Genomic DNA, 18,813 nt, shown 5'->3' with positions numbered 1-18,813 from the left:
TCGGCGGTCTCCTCAGGGTGAGGGGAGGTGCCGGAGCGCGGGGCTTGAAAACCCTCAACAGGCGCTTGGTCCTTCCCTACGAGGGCGCTGAACATGACCAATGTGCAGCTCCGGCCTCCGCCCGTCTCCTCATGGTGAGGAGCGTCGCCCTTGCGACGCGTCTCGAACCATGAGGCCGAGGTCCGGGCCTCGCCCTTCGAGACGACCGCCTTCGGCGGTCTCCTCAGGGTGAGGGGAGGTGCCGGAGCGCGGGGCTTGAAAACCCTCAACAGGCGCTTGGTCCTTCCCGACGAGGGCGCTGAGCATGACCAATGTGCAGTTCCGGCCTCCGCCCATCTCCTCATGGTGAGGAGCGTCGCCCTTGCGGCGCGTCTCGAACCATGAGGCCGATGGCGCTGCAACCTGTCAGCCAACGAGCTATTCCGTCTCGCAGACATGCGCCATCGTCTCCCGCGGCGCATGGCGCCCGAGTTGTGCGTCAGGTTCGCCCTCGAAACAAAAGGAAGGCGCAGGGAAGGCCGGGCGCTGGCCGCGCCCGTGGCCCGCCTGCAGTAAAAAAAGCAGGCGGCAGTCACCACAGGTCTGGCCGAACACACCCGGCCTTCCCTGCGCGACGGTTGGAACGGCTTATACGTGGTCTCCCTGGTGCGCCGGGCTTGTTGGCCACCATCACCGGCGTGATGCGCGAGCACCGCCACCTGCTTGATACCAGCATCGGGGTATCAGGACCGCACGACTTCGCCGTGCGCAACGAACCGTTCGTCCGCGCAGCTCGAGGCCACGCTGCGATTCGCTGCGCCCATCGCATCCCACCTCCCACGTCTCGTGACGGTCGCGGCACGCTCCTCCGGCGGAAGCAGGACGGGGAGGGTTATACATGATTTCGGAAAAAAGAAAAGAACAATATTCGGCCAATCAGAATTGACTCCGGGCAGGCGCGCGGACCTTGCAGTTGGCGCTGCGGGCACCGAGGGGAGGAAAGCCCGCGTGCGCTCCATTCGCGGTTCACTGGTGTTTCTGCTAAATGGTCCCGATGGTCCGGAGCGGAGGCTTTGATGAAGTGCCTACGGGTCTACGCCACCGAAGATGGCGAGTCGCATTTCGATGAGGTCGACATTCCGACCGTCGCGCGGCAGGTTCACCCGGAGGCTGCCATCTTCGACGTGTCCGCAAGATATGCGAGCACACACATCAGCTTTACACGTATTCCGGCTGGGGCAGGGCAGGTCGACTGGCACACCGTGCCGCGGCGCTCGCTCACCGTGCGGCTCGGCGGATCGGCGGAGTACCAGACCAGCGACGGAGACCGAAGGCACGTGCCGGCCGGAGGCTTCATCCTGTTCGAGGACACGCACGGCAAGGGACACAGGACGGTCCATTCTCCGGAAGAGCAGACCGTCATCTGGATCAGTCTTCCGCAGGGGCTCGGTCAAGCCTGACGTTGGTGGCTGCGGTCAGCCTGGTGGTCTGTCGATCATCTGCAGGGGCAAGCAGCCAAAGCCATCCTGAGCGCCGGATCGCTCGGATCCTGTCAATCGACGGCACCGTGGCTGCTGCGCCGCGGCTCTCGTCTGACCGTGATGCTCGATGCGGACTTGTCGCAGCCGCGCACTACGATAGAACGGCGGACAGGGTAGCTCCATGAGTGCATGCAATGACGGACGGCTTTAAATATTCGATCGACCTGTCCCTGGCGCAATCGCGAGCGGAAAAGATCATCGCATGCATCAAGCGGTGGCAGGCGGAGCACGACCTCCGTCCGTTCGAATATACGAGGCATCTGAGGGTTTCGCCGACGTCGATCCCTCACAGCCATCCAGTGTTGACGTTGAACACCGAGCTCTACGATCCGGCCGCGATCTTGTGCGAATATCTGCATGAGCAGATGCATTGGTATCTCACCAAATTGAAGGTCGCTGACGACGGCGCGCCTCTGATCGTCGAGCTGAAGCGTCGCTATCCGGCGGCGCCCGTCGGGGTTCCGGAGGGAGCAAACGATGAATATTCGACCTATCTTCATTTGCTGGTGAATTGGCTGGAGATCGAGGCGGCTTCCGTGTTTGTCGACCGTGACCGTGTAGAGGAGATCGCCCGCAACAAGCGCTATTATCGATGGATGTACCGGACGGTGCTGTCGGATTGGCGTTCGCTCGAAGAACTCTACCGAAGCTACGATGTCGTGCCGGTCAAGCCGGCCGAAGGTTTCCGGGATTGAACGGATTGGCCATGGGAGGTCAATGATCGCCGTAGTCTATTTTCCAAATGTCCAGTTCCGTAGTTTCGCGGACGTCATCGTTCGTGACATTTTGTAACGACGCTGCGTGCGGCCTTCATTAAGCAACACGTGCTGCTATCGTCTGACGACGATGGAGCTCTCGATGTTGCGTTCGACACTTGCCGTTCTGTTAGTCGCGAGCCTGGGGCTCGTGCATCCCGTTTCGCTGATGCCTGCCAGCGCCGGGCCCTTCCTGGAGCGGCTGCAGGCGCGCATGGCGGCGCGCGAGGCCGAGCGCCAAAGTGCGCCGGCCACCGAATATGCCTACGGGACCGATCCGTTGCAGAAGCTCGATTTCTGGCAGGCGAGGGGAGGCGCGGCGGCGCCGCTGGTTGTGTTCGTGCATGGCGGCGGATGGAAGCGGGGCGACAAGCGTAACGCGACGGGAGCTGCGAAGGTCGAGCACCTGCTTGCGCAGGGCTACGCGTTTGCCTCGATCGACTATCGGCTGGTGCCGGCGGCGACGGTCGAGCAGCAGGCGGCGGACGTCGCCGCGGCCGTCGCGTGGCTGCGCAACAATGCCGGGCGGCTTCGGATCGATCCGTCGCGCATCGTGCTGATGGGGCACAGCGCCGGTGCACATCTCGTCGCGCTGGTCGGGACCGATCCGCGCTACTTCACCGCAGCCGGGGTGTCGCTGCGCGACGTCAGCGGCATCATCGCGCTGGATGGCGCCTGCTACGACGTGGCGCGCCAGCTCACCGACAGCGGCCGCTTCATGCTCGACACCTATATCCAGGCGTTCGGCACCGACCCGGCGCGTCAGCGCGCGCTGTCGCCGACGCTCCAGGCCGCCAAGCCGAATGCGCCCGCGTTCCTGATCCTCCACGTCGACCGCGCCGACGGCAAGGTGCAGTCCGAGGCGCTCGGCGCGGCCCTGACGCAGGCGGGGACCCCAGCCGAAGTTGCGGGCGTCGGCGGCACCGGCCTGCGCGGCCACATGGAGATCAACCGCGAACTCGGCGATCCCAGCCATCCCGCCACTGGGATCGTCGACGCCTGGCTGCGCAGGATGATGGGCACGAAGTGACGTTCATCGACTCGTCGCCGCACGGCACGACGGTAACGCTGCCCCCAGCTCGGCGCGGCGCTCCCGTCGATCCGCTCGTGGCCTACAGCCTCACGACAATCTTGCCAAAATGCGATCCGGACCGGAGATGGACACACGCCTCGGGAGCGTCGTCGAAGTCGTAGACGCGATCGACGATCGGATGGATCGCGTGTTCGCTCAGGAAGCGATTCATCGCCGTGAAATGTTCGACCGAGCCCACGGTGACGCCGATGATGTCGGCATTCTCCCATTGCAGGCGGGCGAGGTCGGGCTTCGGGCCGAACCCCGTCAAGACGCCGATCTGAACGATCTTGCCGCTGGATGCGACCGAGCGCAGAGATCGGTCGTAGGTGCCGGGTCCGCCGAGTTCGAGGACATGACTGGCGCCTTCGCCGTCCGTCACCTTCATCACGGCGGCATCCCAATCGGGCGTGTCGCGGTAGTTGATCAGGATCGAGGCGCCGAGCGCCCGGGCGCGGGCGAGCTTCTCGTCCGACGACGAGATCACGATGGCGCGGGCGCCGAGTGCGGCCACGAACTGGAGGCCGAACAGGGCGACGCCGCCGGTTCCCTGGACCAGCAGTGTGGCGGCTTGGCCCATTCCTCCCCGCGCGATCAGGCCGTGCCAGGCCGTCACGCCGGCACAGGGCAGGGTCGCGGCTTCGATCGATGTGAGATGCGCCGGCACGGCGACCAGCGCCGTCTCCGGCAGCACCACGTACTCTGCCAGCATGCCATCCATCGTGCTGCCGCCGAGGGATGACGGAACGTAGCTCGCCTTGAACGGTCCGGAGATCCAATCGCGAAAGAAAGATGCGGCGACACGGTCACCTCTGCGCCATCGAACGACGTCGGGGCCGACGGCATCGACGACTCCTGCGCCGTCGGACAGCGGAACGCGGCCGTCGAACCCGCCTTGGCCCGCTCGGTCGAGGATCAGCAGGTCGCGGTAGTTGAGGCTTGCCGCCTCGACCCGCATGCGAACCTCGCCGCCGGCAGGTTCGGGTTTGTCGAGGTCGGTGCGCACCAGGCGCCCTGCACCTGCGTGGCCATTCAAATGATAGGCTTTCATCGTTGCTCCCAGCACAAGGGAGACTCCACTTGGGCGAGCACGATCTGTAAGGTCTGACAGCACTGTCAGGGTCAAGAGGTTTTCAGATGAAGATCGGCGAATTGTCCCGACGGACGGGGGTGAGCATTCGGATGCTGCGCTACTATGAGGGCGAGGGCTTGCTTGCGCCGCAACGAATGTCGTCCGGTTATCGCGACTACGGTCCGGAGGATGAGGAAGCCGTGCGCCGGATCAAGCTGCTTGGCTCCGCCGGGATGACGCTGGAGACGATCAAGCAGTTGCTTCCGTGCGTGCGGAACACCCGTCCAGACTTCAGACCTTGCGACAATTTGCGAAGGATACTGGCGCAGCAGGTCGGCCTTCTCGATCAACGCATCGAGGCACTCAGCCAGAGCCGGACGATTCTCGCGGGCTTCATCTCGCGCGTGAACTGATCGCCGGAGACGGCGTCGCCCCTTTCCTGCTATCTTGTCGCGGACGGACGGAGCAGTGGAGGGACGGTCATGGCAGTCAACATGGCACAAAAGCGGGCCAAGAAGGCGCAGCGGCGCAAGCAGTTGGCAACCCTGGCGAAACGCGAGGACGCGATTCAGAACAGCTTGCCCGGCCGCGTGGCAAAGGCGGCGCAGGCGCCGATCCAGCATTGTTGCGTCAACGAAGGCCTTTTCGATGTCGGCATGGGGACGCTGCTCCTGGCGCGCGGCCACACCTCCCCCTACACGATGGCCGTGTTTCTGCTCGACAGCTTCGCGCTGGGCGTCAAGGACGTGATGTTCAGGACCATGGAGCGCGAGTATATCGAGCAATATATGGGGATGGCGGATGCGGGCGGGACGATGGTCCCGATCGCTCCGAGCGAGGCGCGCAAGTTGCTGCGCGATCTTTCCGCATGCTCAAAGGCCCATGGCTTCGCCCCGCACCGGGATTTCGCCACGGTGGAAAAGATCTTCGGCGACATCAATGCCGATGATAGCGACAGCGTGTTTCAATTCGGCCGCGATGGAAAGCCGGTCTTGATCGGCGATCTTGATCGCGACGCGGAACTGCTGTTGCCGGACGATGCGCCGGATGCGGAGCTCGAGGATCGCGATTGAACTGAACCGTTGAGCTCCGATGGCGTACCATCAGCCTGCGAGGGGAAGATCGTATCCTGCACTGTGACCGCAGCTGATCGGCCACCGTCACTGCGTTCGGGATGCTGCGGGCTGGCGGCCTGCGCCATCAAGAATTTCTGATCGCTGCAATCAGGCAAACTGACTGGCAATGGGCAAGGCCCTTCTTTAGAAGCGTTCTAAATTTATTCGGAGAACGCAAGATGCCCTTCTGGAAGGTTCGCCAAGGCGTGCGGCTCACAGTGACGGCCGCAGGCCTTGCCGGGCTTGCCTCGCTTGCAATGGCGCCGGGGCTCAGCGCAGAGGCGCCGCCGCAGCCAGCCTATGTGCCGACTGTCAGCGACCTGATGATCGCGACCATCCAGCCGCGCCACGTCCGGCTGTGGATCGCGGCGCACAGCGGCAACTGGGCGTTCAGCGCCTATGAGCTCGGTAATCTCAAGGGCGCGTTCAACCGCGTCAGTCGCGCGCAGCCGCTGGTCGACGGCAACTCGTTCGCCGACATGAACGCAGCGGTGACGCAGGAGCCGATCGAGGCATTGGCGCAAGCCATCAAGCAGAAGGACATCGGCCGCTTCGATCAGTCCTATGCGGCGCTCACCGAAGGCTGCAATTCCTGCCACCAGGCCCTCAACCGCGCGGTCGTCGCCATCAAGGTGCCGAACGGCGCCAGCGTTGCCGATCAGGAGTTTTCGCCGGGCACGGAGTGACCCGTAGGCTCGGCAGCGCCGCGCTTCGCACGATAAAGCGCCTGCGGCACGGCTCACCATGGAAATCGACCTGACCACCGCGATATGATCACGCCGGAGAGGGGGCGGCATGAAGTTTTATTCGTTCTGGCGGTCGCTTGCGAGTTTTCGTGTGCGCATCGCGCTCAACATCAAGGGCGTCGTCTACGAACAGATTGCTGTCGATATCGACCGCCGGGAGCATCGCGAGGATGCCTACGCGGCGCTCAATCCGCAGATGGCGCTGCCGTCGCTGGTGCTCGACGACGGCACCGTGCTCACGCAATCGCTGGCGATCCTCGACTATCTCGACGAAGCCTGTCCCGGCCCGGCGCTGCTGCCTGGCGATGCCAAGGGACGCGCCCGCGTCCGCGCGCTGGCGGCGATGATCGCCTGCGATGCGCATCCGCTGACGACGCCGCGGGTGCAGCGCTATCTCACCGAGGTGCTGCACGTCGGCGATGCGGCCCGCGCGGCGTGGCTCAGGCACTGGGCGGCGGAGATGCTGGCGGCGTTCGAGGCCCAGCTCGCTGGACACGCCGCGACCGGCCGCTATTGCCATGGCGACGCGCCGACCGTGGCCGACATCTGCCTTGCCGGCCACGTCGTGTTCGCGCGCAACCAGGGGCTCGATTTCGCGTCGGCGCCGACGGTCCAGCGCGTGTTCGAGGCGGCGATGGCGATGCCGGCCTTTGCGGCCGCGCATCCTCTGGCGCAGCCGGGTGCGCCGCAGGGGCCGCGCGTCAAGCCTGCGACGCCGTAACCCGCACCGTCACTGCCGCGTGGGCTGATTGCCGTCGCGCTTCATCCAGTCGCGGAACTGCTCGAACAGCACCCTCGTCTCGTCCTCGCTCAGCCGCTTGCCGCCGGTCGGCGCCCGCGTGCTCATCCACTCGTCGAACTGCTGCTTCACGGCGACGTTGCCGGCCTCCGGCGGGCGCGTGCTGGCGAGCAGCTCCTCCGCGGCGCGGAAGCGCGTCCAGCCGGGCAGCGACGACGACAGGCTGATCTCGTTCCACTTCGGATGGAACGGCGGCTGCTTGAACTGGTCGAAGCGCTTGAACAGATAGTCGACGAAGCGCGCGACGCGGCGATAGCGCTCGGTCTCCGCCGGCCAGTTGTAGACCGCGAGCACCTGCGGCACGCCAATGGTCTCGACCGTCTCGCCGGGCTTGAGCAGATTGGGATAGTCCTGCGAGGTCAGCTTGGTCGGCACGTAGTAGTCCTGCAGGCTGCGCGCGAACGGCACGGGGAGGAAGTGGAAGCCCGGCTCGGGCTTGAACTTGGCGAACAGGTCGGTCGGCTTGCCGGTGACGTGGACGACGCCGGCGAGCTCGCCGTTGCGCATCTTCTCCATCGCCACCGAATTGTTGATGAACACCTTTTCGACATTGATCTTGAGCCGGTCGAACACGATACCGCCGGTCAGGTTCGCCGCGCTGCCGACCGTGTTGAACGACACCTTCTTGCCGGCGAGATCCTCGAGCGACCTGATCTCGGGGCGGACATAGACGTGCATCTCGTTGATGTAGAACGAGCAGATGTAGCGGATGCGGTTCTTGATGTTGGCGAGCGTGCCGTTGCGCACGAATTCGTCGAGCACGTCGGCCGAGGTGATGGTGACGTCGACGCCGCGCAGATACAGCAAATCCTCGATATTGCCGAGCGCGCCATAGGTCACCATCGGCAGCACGCGCAGGTTCGGCCGGTCGTCGAGCACCTTGGCCATCTCCGCGGCGAAGCGGATGTTGGTGCCTTCGAGCAGGCCGCCGGCGATGCCGACCGTCCACTCATTGGACTCCTGCAGCTTGCCGCCTTCGCCGACGGCGGTGGCCGTCGCCGCCGTAGGCTTGGCGGCTCGCGCCGTCTGCGCGGCAGCCGGCATAACCCCCGCGGCCAGACTCATTCCGGCCGCAACGACGCAACTCAACAACGCAACCCGCATACCTTGATGTCCCCCGCCTACGGCCGCTTGGTGACCCATCATTTGCGGCTCATTTGCTGCGCGATTATGCGCGCGCCTGTCGCTGGCCGTCTACTACTCTCCGGTTGGTTGACCCGGCGCCGCGAAGCGCGCGCCAATTCGCCACCAAAACGCCACATCCGTATTTTCGCCCTTGCTGCGGCGGAGTTGCGTCGAGGTCTTCGTGTGGATGAGCCGCGATGACGAGCCTGTCGGAGCTCGCTCGGCCAAAATGACCGCGTCCTAGGGTTGTGGTCGCGAGAGGCGCTGATAGTTCGACAGCGGCGCACGTCCGAGCGGACGGCGCGGCAGCGGCCTGAGATGAGAGCCCTGGAACTTATGAGTTCCATCGCTGGAACCCGGTGGCCACGGGTATTCGCGTGCTGCGGCTGAGCGGGTCGAGCTGACGCGCGACCCGTTGCTGCCGCAGGCCAACGCGCCTAGCTGCGCCGCGGAGCGGCGGCGCCGGCGCAGTAGTCGCGCCAGAACTGTCGGTAGCCGGCCTCGACGCAGCGCGTGTAGTGGGCGACGTCGCCGGCCGGCGAGCGCGCGACCATGCCGGGCAGTTCGGCGCGCAGCTTCGACAACAGCTCGGGCTGGGCGGCGAAGGTCTTGGCGATGCGGATGTAGCCGTCATCATCCTCGGCGACCCAGTCAGCGAGCCCGGCCGCGGTCAGGATGCCGCCGGCCGCGCGCGACGCCGCGGCGGTGCCGAGCTTGGCGACGACCGGTACGCCCATGTAGAGCGACTCGAAGGTCGAGATGCCGCCGTTCTGCGGGAACGGATCGAGCGAGATGTCGATGTGCCCGTAGGATTTGAGATGCTCGACGCGCTCGCTGGCGCCGAGGCACACGAGGCGCGCGTCCGGCACGCCCTGGGCGACGAAGCGGGCGATGAGGCCGTCGCGCACCGTGGGATCGTTGAGCGCCAGATGCTTGATCACCAGTTTCGCGTCCGTGACTTCCGCCAGCAGCCGCGCCCAGAGCGCGATCGCCGCGTCGGAGATCTTGTCGATGCGGTTGTAGACGCCGAAGGTGACATGGCCGTTCCGCAGCATCGGCAGCGGCGCGGGCGGCACGTCCAGCACCGGATCGATGGTGATGACCGACGGCAGATCGTAGACGTGCTCGGCGAACAGCGGCCGCACATTCGCAGGCACCGTGACCGGATCGGCAAAGAAGTAGTCCATCGTGGCGAGGCCGGTGCCGGTGCCGCTGCCCCACGCGGTCACCTGGATCGGCGCCGGCTTGCGCGCGAACACCGGCATGCGCATGCCCGTGGTGTAGCCGGAGAGATCGACCAGGATGTCGACGCCGTCGGCTTGGATGCGGTCGGCGAGCTCGTCGTCGGAGAGGGTCGCGGCGTCCACCCAGACGTCGGCAATCGACTGGAAGGTCGCGGTGTAGGCATCGTGCTGCCGCGAGGTCGAGTAGCAGTTGACCTGGACCTGCGTCTTGTCGTGGCCGCGCAGCACCGGCAGGAAGGCGAACGCCGCCGAATGCGTGCGGAAGTCGGCCGAGACGTAGCCGACGACGATGCGCCGGTCGGGATCGAGCGCGCGCGGCGCAAGCGTGCGGCGCTTGAATTTCGATCCGACCGCCATCCACCAATATTGCCGCGCCATCTGCTGGACCGCGAAATCGGCGCCGGGCAGGAAGTCGAGATAGAAGATCTTCTTGGTGATCGCCTCGTCGTAATCGGGCTGCACCGCGAGCGCCTGGTCGAACTGCGCGATCGCGCCTTCGACATCGCCGAGCCGGCCGCGGCAGGCGCCGAGCAGGGTGAGGGCGACCTGCGCGGTCGGATTGGTGTCGAGCACGCGCTTGCAGGCGGCGATCGCCTGGGCGACGTTGCCCTTGATCATGCAGATCTGCGCCTTGCCCTGCCAGCCGACCTGCAGCTGCGGATCGAGCGTGACGGCACGGTCGAAATCGGCTTCGGCTTCCGCGGTGCGGCCCGAGACCATATAGAGCCGGCCGCGATGCGCCAGCAGTTCGGCATGCCGCGGCTGCGCCGCGAGCGCCGCATTGAAGGCCGCCTCCGCCACCTCGTAATGGTGCAGCTCGAGATGGGCGAGGCCCTTGTTGACCATCGCCTCGAAATGGTTGGGATTGAGCGCCAGCGCGCGCTCGGCGCTGGCGGCGGACGCATCCCAGCGCCGCAGCATCAGCTCGGCGACGGCGCGGTTGCACCAGCAGTCGGCGTCGTTGGGATTGAGCTCGAGCGCACGGGTCGCCGCCGCAATCGAGGCCTCGCCCTGCTTCAGCCGCAGCAGCGCGATGGCGTGGTTGCGCAGCGTGATCGGCGCGTTCGGCCGCAGCGCCAGCGATCGCTCGATCGGGGCGAGCGCCTCCTCGAAAAGCTGGCAATTGATCAGCGCCCAGCCGAGATTCGACTGCGCATCCGCCGAATTGGGCCCGAGCTTGATGGCTTCCTTCAGGAACACCGTCGCCTCGCCGAACCGGGCGGACGACACCAGCGAGATGCCCATCAGGTGCATGCCTTCGAAGCAGTCCGGCACCTCCTGCAGCAGCTTGGCGCACGCCGCCTGCGTATCCGCATGGCGACCGGCGCGGTAGGCGGTGTAGGCGGCCGTCAGCTGCGTCTCGATGAGCTTCTTCTGCTTCTTTTCCTGCCGCGCCTTCTGGAAGGCGCGCGAACCGACGGTGCTCAAGGGCTCATTCTCCGGGCTGACAGTGACGGCTGGCTCCGGCGTGCCGCCGACGCACGAGCAAAGCACGCCGCGGCCGCCGGTCGAGCCCGTGGCCGCACGGACCAGGACGCCTCGGATCGGTTGTCCGACGACCGGCCACGCGCAGCGCGACGCGGCAAATCTTGCCGCGCGCATGGTTAGCAAATGGTTAATGGGCGGCCCGCAGGGCCGGGAGAAGCGGAGCTGAGGACGGCGCGGCGGCATGGGATGATCTCTGATGTCACCAGACGTGCCATCGGGATCTCGCGGCGCGTGGCGCCCGAGCTGTGCTTCACGTCTCGCCCTCGAAAGGAGGGCGCGGGGAAGGCCGGGCGCTGGCCGCGCCCATGGCCCGCCTGCAGCATCAAAAGCAGGCGGCAGTCACCACAGGTCTGGCCGGAAACACCCGGCCTTCCCCGCGCGACGGTTGGAACGGCTTATACGTGGTCTCCCTGGCGCGCCGGGCTTGTTGGCCGCCATCCCCGGCGCAATGCGTTGGCACTGCGCCGCGTTGATACCAGCGTCGGGGTATCAGGACCGCACGACTTCGCCGTGCGCAACGAACCGTTCGTCCGCGCGGCACGAAGCCACGCTGCGATTCGCTGCGCCCATCGCATCCCACCTCCCACGTCTCGTGACGGTCGCGACACGCCCCTCCGGCGGAAGCAGGACGGGAAGAGATGTACATGATTTCCGAAAAAAGAAAGATGAATCTGGCGCTGTCGCGGAGAACATTTTCCAGCTTTCCACCCGCATGGCCGGCGATGCCGTCGAATTCAGCCGAGACCACAGGATCACTTGCGGCAGGATCGTCATATGCTGGCCATGGGCTCCCGCCGCGGAGCTTGCCCGGTCGGTTCGGCGCCGATACGGTGAGAAGCGGTTACAGCGGACGCCAGCGAGGAATGCTCGGTCTGGCTGTCTCTCATAAGGAGCGAGCATGCAGCCCTGGCGGCATGCGGAATTGACGGCGCGCCCGCGCGGCGCAGATTGGCTCGATGATCTGTCGATCCACGAGTTCGTCGACTCGACCAAGACGGCGTGTCCCGATCTTCGGCACCGGATCGTGCTGCACAACAGCGATCTCGGCGTCGTACTGACGGAGCGGGCCTTTCCGGAACGAGCCGATTGCGCGGACATTGTGCGCGAGCATGTGCGCCAGGACCTCGGATCAGTCCCCACTTTGGCCGACTGGATGACGACGGCTCAACGGCCGTCTCGCGTGCGATGGCGCGAACCGGATGACCAGGATGTCATCAGCGAGGCATGTGACAAGCTGGGCTTGCTGGACGACACGCTCGTACGTCAGGTGCTGGGAATCCTCACCGCGGCAACGCCGTTCGTGCAGGGACACGAAGATTTCGGACGCGCCATCTTGATGAACAACTTTGGACCCTCGCTGGTGCGTCGCTTGCTTGGACCACCGCGCGCCATCCATGCGCCGGGCCGAAAAGACGTCATCTTCGACGCCTCCTGGGTGGCGGAAGGAATCATCACTGCCAACTTCGGCCGCATTCCACTCCTCGGCGACATATTGGTCCCGTTCTCTGGACAATATCCCAAATGACAGAGCTGCCGAGCGCGGACAGAATTGAATTGCATAAGCTGCTGAGAGCGGCGGCGGAGCCCTGGCTCGTGAGTCCAATCACGCCAGTCATCATCGGCTGGTACCAATATCGCTCATCGCTTCCGCATGCGTCGCAATTTGGCATGTTCCGCCTGCAATTCGGTTCGCGGGCCTGGTCCACCGGAGCCTACGAAATCGGCGGCCGCAAGGAACCGATCGCCCCGAAGTACCAGGCTTCGTTCGAACAGCAGGCGATTGCGCTGAGAAAGGCCGGATGGGATCGGCTGAGTGCGAGCCTGTTGCGGCCGGACAAGCCGTCGACAGATCAGTCAGCGCAGGCGGACGCAGAAATGTTCCTGCTGATCGGCAATCAGTCCTGTTATTTCGGTGTCAGGAGCGCGTCCTCAAAGCAGCAAGCTTATTTCATCGTGAATGACGCGGGCCTGGAGCCTGCCACGGACGTACCCAAGGTCTGGTTCGACGCTTGGCCAGGTCAACTCGATCCACCCGTTTTTTCCCCAATCCCTATGTCTTACGTTCCAAACCTGCGGAGTCCCGCCGATGTGGCGCGGCATGTGAGGTGGTGGTACCAGACGCCGCTCATGCCGGCGGACGAGGCCCGTGAGCGCCTGGGCGATCTCCTGAAACTGCTCTTCGAGCGCCTGTCCCGCCTCGGCAAGGCCGTCGCGATTGCGACGAGTCCGCATCGGTTCAACGACGCCTGCGGCGATGAAAACTGGCTCGCAGCTTTCGTCGACGGATGGCTCTGGGAAAACGGCGTCTATTTCGAGAGCTCGGCAAAGTCTCTTGCGAACGCGCCACGCCAGCTTCACGAAGCCATGGGTTTATTGCAGGAGGTGTTGAAAGGCGGGGTTCGTGCGAAGCTTTCCGAATATCTGGGCAGCGAGAGCGCAGCTCCGGACACGCTCATCCTGTCGTCCGACGAGCGCGGCCATCTGATCGCACTATCACGTTCGATGGACAATGGGGGGCCTGTCTATCGCGTCGATCCGGACAGCGGCCTGCCATCGCTGGTCGGCGTTGCGCCCCGGCTCGATTGGCGCTTTGCAGAGTGCGGCTCACCAGGAGGCGCCAGGGTGGGAGAAGCCGAGCCGATTGGGACATCGGAGGCTGAGACGTCGGGGGCTCAGACATCGGAGGCTGCAGGATCGTCGGGCCGAATTGTCCAGTTCGTTGCTCTTGCCGAGTGGATCGAAACGCTCGGCGGCGATGAAATACCCTTCGATTATCCCGAGTTGAATCACATCTATTCATCTTAGCGTCGCCCTTGCGCAAAGCGGGCAGGGGGCATCGTTGGCGGCTCGGACGTCTATCTCCATGCTCTCCCAAAGCCGACATGCCCGCCTCGCATCAAGCAAGGCGGCACGGCGACCTGCCCGGTCCCCAGGCGGGTCCGCGACGGCGGGATCGAATGCCATTCGCTCAAGGCCGTGACTTTGTCGCGAGAAGCCAGGTGTCCTGTCGAGCTTGTCCTCAAGCTAACTGGGACCGGCGCGAACCGGGTTTTCACACGTCGTTTGTTGCCGTCAGGCGGGCGATTGGGAATGCGACGAACTCGCCCGTATCGGCATGCGAGATGCAAAATCTCGTCTGTCCCTCGACGCCGATGGTTTCTCCGTCGGCCAGACGTTTTCCGGATGTCAGAAGATACTCCGCGGTCGACCAGGCCTGTTGAACGAGGTCGCCCGGTTCGAGCGGGGTTGCTGCATATTCCAACTCCCGCAATCCGAAGATCCGCAATCCCGTCGTCCCCGCCTTCAGGGTCGCTTCGCCCCGCGGCCCGGACTCGCCGTTTGCCAGCATGATGCGGACCCAGAACGGGACCGCATTGGCGCCGGGACGTCCGATAGTCTCGGTCATCTTGAGTAGACCGGCCGCACGCACCAGATTGGCGCTGTCGGCCCAACTCACGCCAAGGGCGGGCACGAGCCGCGCGATGGCGACCGTCACGAGCGTCACGGCGCGCGCCTTTGCCAGCGCAGCCGTCCGATCGATCGGGTTTTCCAGACCGAGAACGATGATATGAGCCTTGTGGTGCTCCGCCTCTTGTTCGGCATTCGGCCATAGAAAGGTCGGGAACGGGCCCGGCCGCAAAATCGCCGCTGGTGCGGGAGCATCGACGACGAGAACCGACAGTTTCTCGTCGCCGAGGGTCAGCATCTCGACGCCGAGGTCGGCGCCGGGATCGGCAATCGGACCAGTCCAGTCTCCGAGATCCTGGTCGGGCGCAAGACGTTTTATCTCGTCCTGCAATTGGCGGAACGAGAGCGTCACGTGACGTTCGAGTATCAGCGTTGCCGTGAATTGCGGCTGGACCCATGCATGTCCGGATTCGCTCACGACGGCGGCTCCATCTCGATGTCGTCCAGCCCGACGAACAGCACCCGCGCCACGCCTTGTTTGCCGATTACCCGCATTTTCGGATGTTGACCCGGGAAGTGCGTGGCGACGAATTCCTCGAGGAAAGGCGGCACGATTTGCGGGTAACCGAACACATCGATGATCCAGAGGATATCACCCGATTGCCACTCGTCCGGAGCCAGGCGTAACGAGCCGGTCTTGTCCTCGGAAAGCCGGCGATCGACGTCTGCAGACACCTTCGCCCAAAGGGCTACGCCGTAAGGCGATGGAGCGCTCTCGTCCTCGCGCATCGCCTGGACGAGCGCGACCTGCCCCGCCAACAACGGGGTCACGATGAGCAATGGCAGATCGCCCAAGGGCAGGTGCATGTGGGACGCACAATGCATCATGAGAGCCACGATCTTCGCAAACGCCGGTCCAAACAGCAGCTCCTGACGTCTGTGCTCCTCCGTCTCGGCGCTGGTAAACGACGAAAGAATTTCGATGCTGACAAATGGGGCGTCTTCGGCAGTCATTCGCACCTTTTCTCAGACGCCCTCGCAGGGCGATCTGGCGAGACGGGGTTGAAATGCGTACGAGGTCGTCGAAGTGCGGATCATGATCGGGCGCCGCGGGGCGCTCCCCCGTAAAATTACGGGAGCGGTTCCACTTAAGCAAGGCTTAGGGAGCGTCGTGCACATTCAGTCAAAATCAAAACATGGATGGACGCCTCTGCGATGAAGATCGGTCGATTGTTTGCGGTCTCGATGCTGTCGGTGACAGCCCTGGCGCTCGTGCCCGCCGCGCAGAACGTGTTCGGGCAATATCGGACCTATGTCGATCGCAACGAGGCGATCCGGTCGGTCGAGGCGTTCGGCGCCGTGCTGAGTTACGGCCAGCATGTGGTCGGGCACCGCGCGCCCTACATCACGCCGCTGTTCCAGGAAGCGCCCGCCACCGAGCCGCAGCTCGCCGCCATCGCGAAGATCAGGCAATTGGGGGATACGAGCTTCGAGAAGGCGAAGGCCGCGCTCGGCGAGCTCGCCGAGTCCAGATCCATCACCGACAGTTTCGCGCAGGCCGGATCCAAGCTCAACGACATCCGCGCCGCGACCGATCCGATCCTGACGCGCCCGCTGAGCGGTCGCGACCAGAACGCGGTGAAGGGATTCCTGCCGGGCGTCACCCAGGTGGCCGCGATGATCGATCCGATCCTGGACGGTCTCGCCGACCGCGTCGCCGCCAACGACGCCTCGTTGACACCCTTGTTGAGCGTTGCGCGGACGGCGCAGGATCTGCGCATCGCCGCGGGCGGCCGTGCGGCCGCGCTGTCGCCCGCGATCAGTGCGCGCCGGCAGGTGACGCTCCCTGAGAAGGCCACGATGGATCGCGGCCTCGGCCGCATCGAGAGCAATCGCGACCGCCTGCAATCCGGCGTCCAGCAGCTCGGCAATCCGCCGCGGCTCGCGACCGCGCTGAAGGAGGCCAACGACGCCTATTTCGGCCGCGCCAATCCGGTCGTCGACCGCGAGATCGCCACCGGCCTGGGCGACGCCAACTACACGATCAATGCCGACCAGCTGGCCGAGACGGTGGTGCCGGCGATCGAGAAGTTCTTCGTGCTGCGCGACGCGACCATTGCCGAGGCCCGCGATCGCGCCACCGCGGCGCGCGACAGCGCGCGGCTGATGCTGATCATCGGCTGCGTCGTGGTCGCCGTGCTGCTCGCGCTGCTGGTCGGCGTCACGCTGCTGCTGCGCCGCCGGGTCATCGCGCCGGTCATCGCGCTCACCGGGGTGATCGGCGAGATGGCGACAGGCCATGACGACATCGCCATTCCCACGAGCCGCCACGACGACGAGATCAGCGCGATGGCCGCCTCGCTGCAGACCTTCAAGGAGGCGCTGCTGGAGAAGAAGGCCGCCGAGCGCGCGGCCAATGCCGAAGCTCAGGCCAAGATCGAGCGCGGCCAGCGTGTCGAGACCTTCACCCGCGAGTTCGAGGCTGCGATCGGCGAGGTGATCGAGGTGGTCGCCTCGGCCACGACCGATCTCGAACATGCGGCCGACGCGCTGACCACGACCGCCGGACGCTCGCTGGAGCTTGCCACGGTGGTGGCCGGCGCGTCCGAGGAGGCCTCGACCAACGTGCATTCGGTGGCGGCGGCGACCGAGGAAATGACGACCTCGGTCGACGAGATCAGCCGCCAGGTCAAGATCTCGGCGCAGATCGCGAGCGACGCCATGGAGCAGGCGCGGCGGACCAACGACCGCGTCGGCGAACTCGCCAAGGCGGCGGCGCGGATCGGCGACGTCGTCGAGCTGATCAATGCGATCGCAGGCCAGACCAACCTGCTGGCGCTGAACGCCACGATCGAGGCGGCGCGCGCCGGCGAGGCGGGCCGCGGCTTCGCCGTCGTCGCTTCCGAGGTCAAGGCGCTGGCGGAGCAGACCGCGAAGGCGACCGGCGAGATCGGCCAGCAGATCGGCAGCATCCAGGGCGCGACCCAGGAGTCGGTCGGCGCGATCAAGGAGATCGGCGAGACCATCGCCCGCATGTCGGAGATCGCCGCGGCGATCGCCTCCGCCGTCGAGGAGCAGAGCTCGGCGACGCGCGAGATCTCGCGCAACGTGCAGCAGGCCGCGCACGGCACCGAGGAAGTCTCCGCCAACATCTCCAGCGTGCGCCAGGGCGCCAACGAGACCGGCTCGGCCTCCTCCAACGTGCTCGCCGCCGCCAAGTCGCTGGGCGGCCAGAGCAGCCGCCTCAAGCAGGAGGTCGCGCGCTTCCTGAACTCGGTGCGGGCGGCGTGAGGCCGGCGCGCGGCGAAGACGCACGGCTACTGCGCCCAGTCAGTTCCGGGACGACTCCATCTCCACGTCATTCCGGGGCATTCGCGGGCGCTTCAGCGCCCGTGAATGAGCCCGGAATCCATAGCCATAGGCCAGCATGAACGCGAAGATCGTTGTGGCCTTCAGCTCGCGCAGCGACTGACAGTCGTGGTTATGGATTCCGGGCTCGCGCTACCGCGCGCCCCGGAATGACGGGCGGAGAGAGTAGGGCCAGCCAGCTACTACTTCCCCTTCTCGATCTTCGTCACCGTGTAGCCCGACGCGTCCTCCTGCGCTTCGAACTTCACCTTGTCGCCGGTCTTCAAGCCTTTCAGCATGGCGGCGTCCTTGACGCGGTAGACCATGGTCATGGCCTCGTCCATGCCGAGGCTCTTGGCCGGGCCGTGATGCAGCGTGATCTTGCCATTCGCCTCGTCGATCTTCTTGACGTCACCGCTGATCGCGTCGGCCGCAATGGCGGGAGTGATGAGAGCAACAAGCAGCGCAGCGGTCGTGAGGTGACGATAAGCTCTCATGATGTGGTTCCTTCTCGTTGGTTGAAACGGTGCGTAAAGCGGATGAGCGCAGCGTCATCCGCCATGTCGCCAAGCGCGGGGGTGGCGGCGGATGACGCTCACGCTCATGCGCCCTACGGGCTCGTGGGCGTGGTTGAAGCGCTGCGCTCATGCGGGCTGCGTTACTTGACGGTGACATGGCCGGTCATGCCGAATTCGCGATGGTCGGGGATCAGGCAGGAGTATTCGAACGTGCCGCGTTTGCTGAACCGCCACAGCAGTTCGGCGGTCTTGCCCGGGGCGAGACGCGCGCCGTTCGGCTCGTCGTGCTCCATGTGCGGATGCTTCTTCATGACGGCGGCATGCTTCAGGTTCTCGCGTCTCGTGGCGAGCAGGAATTCGTGATCCTCCTTGCCGGTGTTGCGCAGCACGAAGCGGATCTGCTCGCCGCGCTTGACCTCGATGCGCGCCGGCGTGAACTCCATTTCGCTGAGCAGCACCTCGATGGTGCGCGACGGCTGCTTGGGATCGCCGGGCTCGCCTGCGGAGTAGGCGGGCGTGCCGTGCTGCTCATGCCCATGCGCCGCTACGACGAGCAGCGCGGTGGCGGCCATGGCCAGTGAAATCGCAATCTTCATCCAGAGC

At 65.3% G+C, this 18,813-nt stretch carries 17 protein-coding genes; 10 read left to right on the top strand and 7 right to left on the bottom strand.

The genetic code is table 11. The annotated features are described in order from the left end of the window. Positions 1-1,055: 1,055 nt before the first annotated feature. The 3 genes from ACQR0Z_RS34195 to ACQR0Z_RS34185 all read left to right on the top strand — a co-directional run bounded on the left by ACQR0Z_RS34195 (position 1,056) and on the right by ACQR0Z_RS34185 (position 3,305). Positions 1,056-1,439, top strand: coding sequence for a hypothetical protein (locus ACQR0Z_RS34195; RefSeq protein ID WP_434921570.1), 384 nt, complete (start codon positions 1,056-1,058; stop codon positions 1,437-1,439). 389 nt (positions 1,440-1,828) lie between these two features. Next, positions 1,829-2,215 carry a hypothetical protein gene (locus ACQR0Z_RS34190; RefSeq protein WP_434921569.1) on the top strand — a complete coding sequence of 129 codons (387 nt, stop codon included), beginning with the start codon at positions 1,829-1,831 and terminating at the stop codon, positions 2,213-2,215. A 163-nt stretch (positions 2,216-2,378) separates the two neighbouring features. Next, positions 2,379-3,305, top strand: coding sequence for an alpha/beta fold hydrolase (locus tag ACQR0Z_RS34185; RefSeq protein ID WP_434921568.1), 927 nt, complete (start codon positions 2,379-2,381; stop codon positions 3,303-3,305). An 82-nt stretch (positions 3,306-3,387) separates the two neighbouring features. On the opposite strand, the gene ACQR0Z_RS34180 is transcribed toward ACQR0Z_RS34185, so the two are convergent. Beyond that, positions 3,388-4,398 (bottom strand): zinc-dependent alcohol dehydrogenase family protein, encoded by a 1,011-nt coding sequence (locus ACQR0Z_RS34180; RefSeq protein WP_434921567.1) that lies wholly within the window; start codon positions 4,396-4,398, stop codon positions 3,388-3,390. A gap of 86 nt (positions 4,399-4,484) precedes the next feature. On the opposite strand from ACQR0Z_RS34180, the gene ACQR0Z_RS34175 reads away from it, so the two are divergent. The 4 genes from ACQR0Z_RS34175 to maiA all read left to right on the top strand — a co-directional run bounded on the left by ACQR0Z_RS34175 (position 4,485) and on the right by maiA (position 7,001). After that, positions 4,485-4,832 carry a MerR family transcriptional regulator gene (locus ACQR0Z_RS34175; protein WP_434921566.1) on the top strand — a complete coding sequence of 116 codons (348 nt, stop codon included), beginning with the start codon at positions 4,485-4,487 and terminating at the stop codon, positions 4,830-4,832. A 69-nt stretch (positions 4,833-4,901) separates the two neighbouring features. Next, positions 4,902-5,492, top strand: coding sequence for a hypothetical protein (locus ACQR0Z_RS34170; RefSeq protein ID WP_434921565.1), 591 nt, complete (start codon positions 4,902-4,904; stop codon positions 5,490-5,492). Between the two features lie 221 nt (positions 5,493-5,713). Further along, positions 5,714-6,220: a cytochrome family protein gene (locus tag ACQR0Z_RS34165; protein WP_434921564.1), complete on the top strand. Its 507-nt coding sequence runs from the start codon at positions 5,714-5,716 to the stop codon at positions 6,218-6,220. Between the two features lie 109 nt (positions 6,221-6,329). Continuing rightward, on the top strand, positions 6,330-7,001 hold the full coding sequence (gene maiA, locus ACQR0Z_RS34160; RefSeq protein ID WP_434921563.1) for a maleylacetoacetate isomerase: 672 nt from the start codon (positions 6,330-6,332) through the stop codon (positions 6,999-7,001). A 9-nt stretch (positions 7,002-7,010) separates the two neighbouring features. Here maiA and ACQR0Z_RS34155 read toward each other — a convergent pair whose 3' ends face one another. Both ACQR0Z_RS34155 and ACQR0Z_RS34150 read right to left on the bottom strand, forming a co-directional pair. Then, positions 7,011-8,183: a TAXI family TRAP transporter solute-binding subunit gene (locus tag ACQR0Z_RS34155; RefSeq protein WP_434921562.1), complete on the bottom strand. Its 1,173-nt coding sequence runs from the start codon at positions 8,181-8,183 to the stop codon at positions 7,011-7,013. Between the two features lie 458 nt (positions 8,184-8,641). Further along, positions 8,642-10,876 carry a tetratricopeptide repeat protein gene (locus ACQR0Z_RS34150; RefSeq protein WP_434921561.1) on the bottom strand — a complete coding sequence of 745 codons (2,235 nt, stop codon included), beginning with the start codon at positions 10,874-10,876 and terminating at the stop codon, positions 8,642-8,644. Positions 10,877-11,834: 958 nt separating this feature from the next. On the opposite strand from ACQR0Z_RS34150, the gene ACQR0Z_RS34145 reads away from it, so the two are divergent. Continuing rightward, positions 11,835-12,461, top strand: coding sequence for a DUF6915 family protein (locus tag ACQR0Z_RS34145; RefSeq protein ID WP_434860554.1), 627 nt, complete (start codon positions 11,835-11,837; stop codon positions 12,459-12,461). After that, positions 12,458-13,741 carry a hypothetical protein gene (locus tag ACQR0Z_RS34140; protein ID WP_434860553.1) on the top strand — a complete coding sequence of 428 codons (1,284 nt, stop codon included), beginning with the start codon at positions 12,458-12,460 and terminating at the stop codon, positions 13,739-13,741. The genes ACQR0Z_RS34145 and ACQR0Z_RS34140 overlap by 4 nt, the downstream gene beginning before the upstream one ends. A gap of 247 nt (positions 13,742-13,988) precedes the next feature. Here the strand turns inward: ACQR0Z_RS34140 and ACQR0Z_RS34135 are convergent, their stop codons facing one another. Next, positions 13,989-14,822: a DUF4261 domain-containing protein gene (locus tag ACQR0Z_RS34135; RefSeq protein WP_434921560.1), complete on the bottom strand. Its 834-nt coding sequence runs from the start codon at positions 14,820-14,822 to the stop codon at positions 13,989-13,991. Next, positions 14,819-15,358, bottom strand: coding sequence for a toxin-activating lysine-acyltransferase (locus ACQR0Z_RS34130; RefSeq protein WP_434860551.1), 540 nt, complete (start codon positions 15,356-15,358; stop codon positions 14,819-14,821). The genes ACQR0Z_RS34135 and ACQR0Z_RS34130 overlap by 4 nt, the downstream gene beginning before the upstream one ends. A gap of 201 nt (positions 15,359-15,559) precedes the next feature. On the opposite strand from ACQR0Z_RS34130, the gene ACQR0Z_RS34125 reads away from it, so the two are divergent. Next, positions 15,560-17,635: a methyl-accepting chemotaxis protein gene (locus tag ACQR0Z_RS34125; protein ID WP_434921559.1), complete on the top strand. Its 2,076-nt coding sequence runs from the start codon at positions 15,560-15,562 to the stop codon at positions 17,633-17,635. Positions 17,636-17,895: 260 nt separating this feature from the next. Here ACQR0Z_RS34125 and ACQR0Z_RS34120 read toward each other — a convergent pair whose 3' ends face one another. Further along, complete coding sequence (locus ACQR0Z_RS34120) at positions 17,896-18,189, bottom strand: copper-binding protein (RefSeq protein WP_434921558.1); 294 nt, start codon at positions 18,187-18,189, stop codon at positions 17,896-17,898. 161 nt (positions 18,190-18,350) lie between these two features. Then, positions 18,351-18,806, bottom strand: coding sequence for a cupredoxin domain-containing protein (locus tag ACQR0Z_RS34115; RefSeq protein WP_434921557.1), 456 nt, complete (start codon positions 18,804-18,806; stop codon positions 18,351-18,353). Between the last annotated feature and the right edge of the window lie 7 nt (positions 18,807-18,813).

Source organism: Bradyrhizobium sp. HKCCYLS3077 (assembly GCF_051167555.1).
Taxonomy (GTDB): Bacteria; Pseudomonadota; Alphaproteobacteria; order Rhizobiales; family Xanthobacteraceae; genus Bradyrhizobium.
Note: the sequence above shows the minus strand (reverse complement) of the source record. Positions and strands in the feature narration are given on the sequence as shown.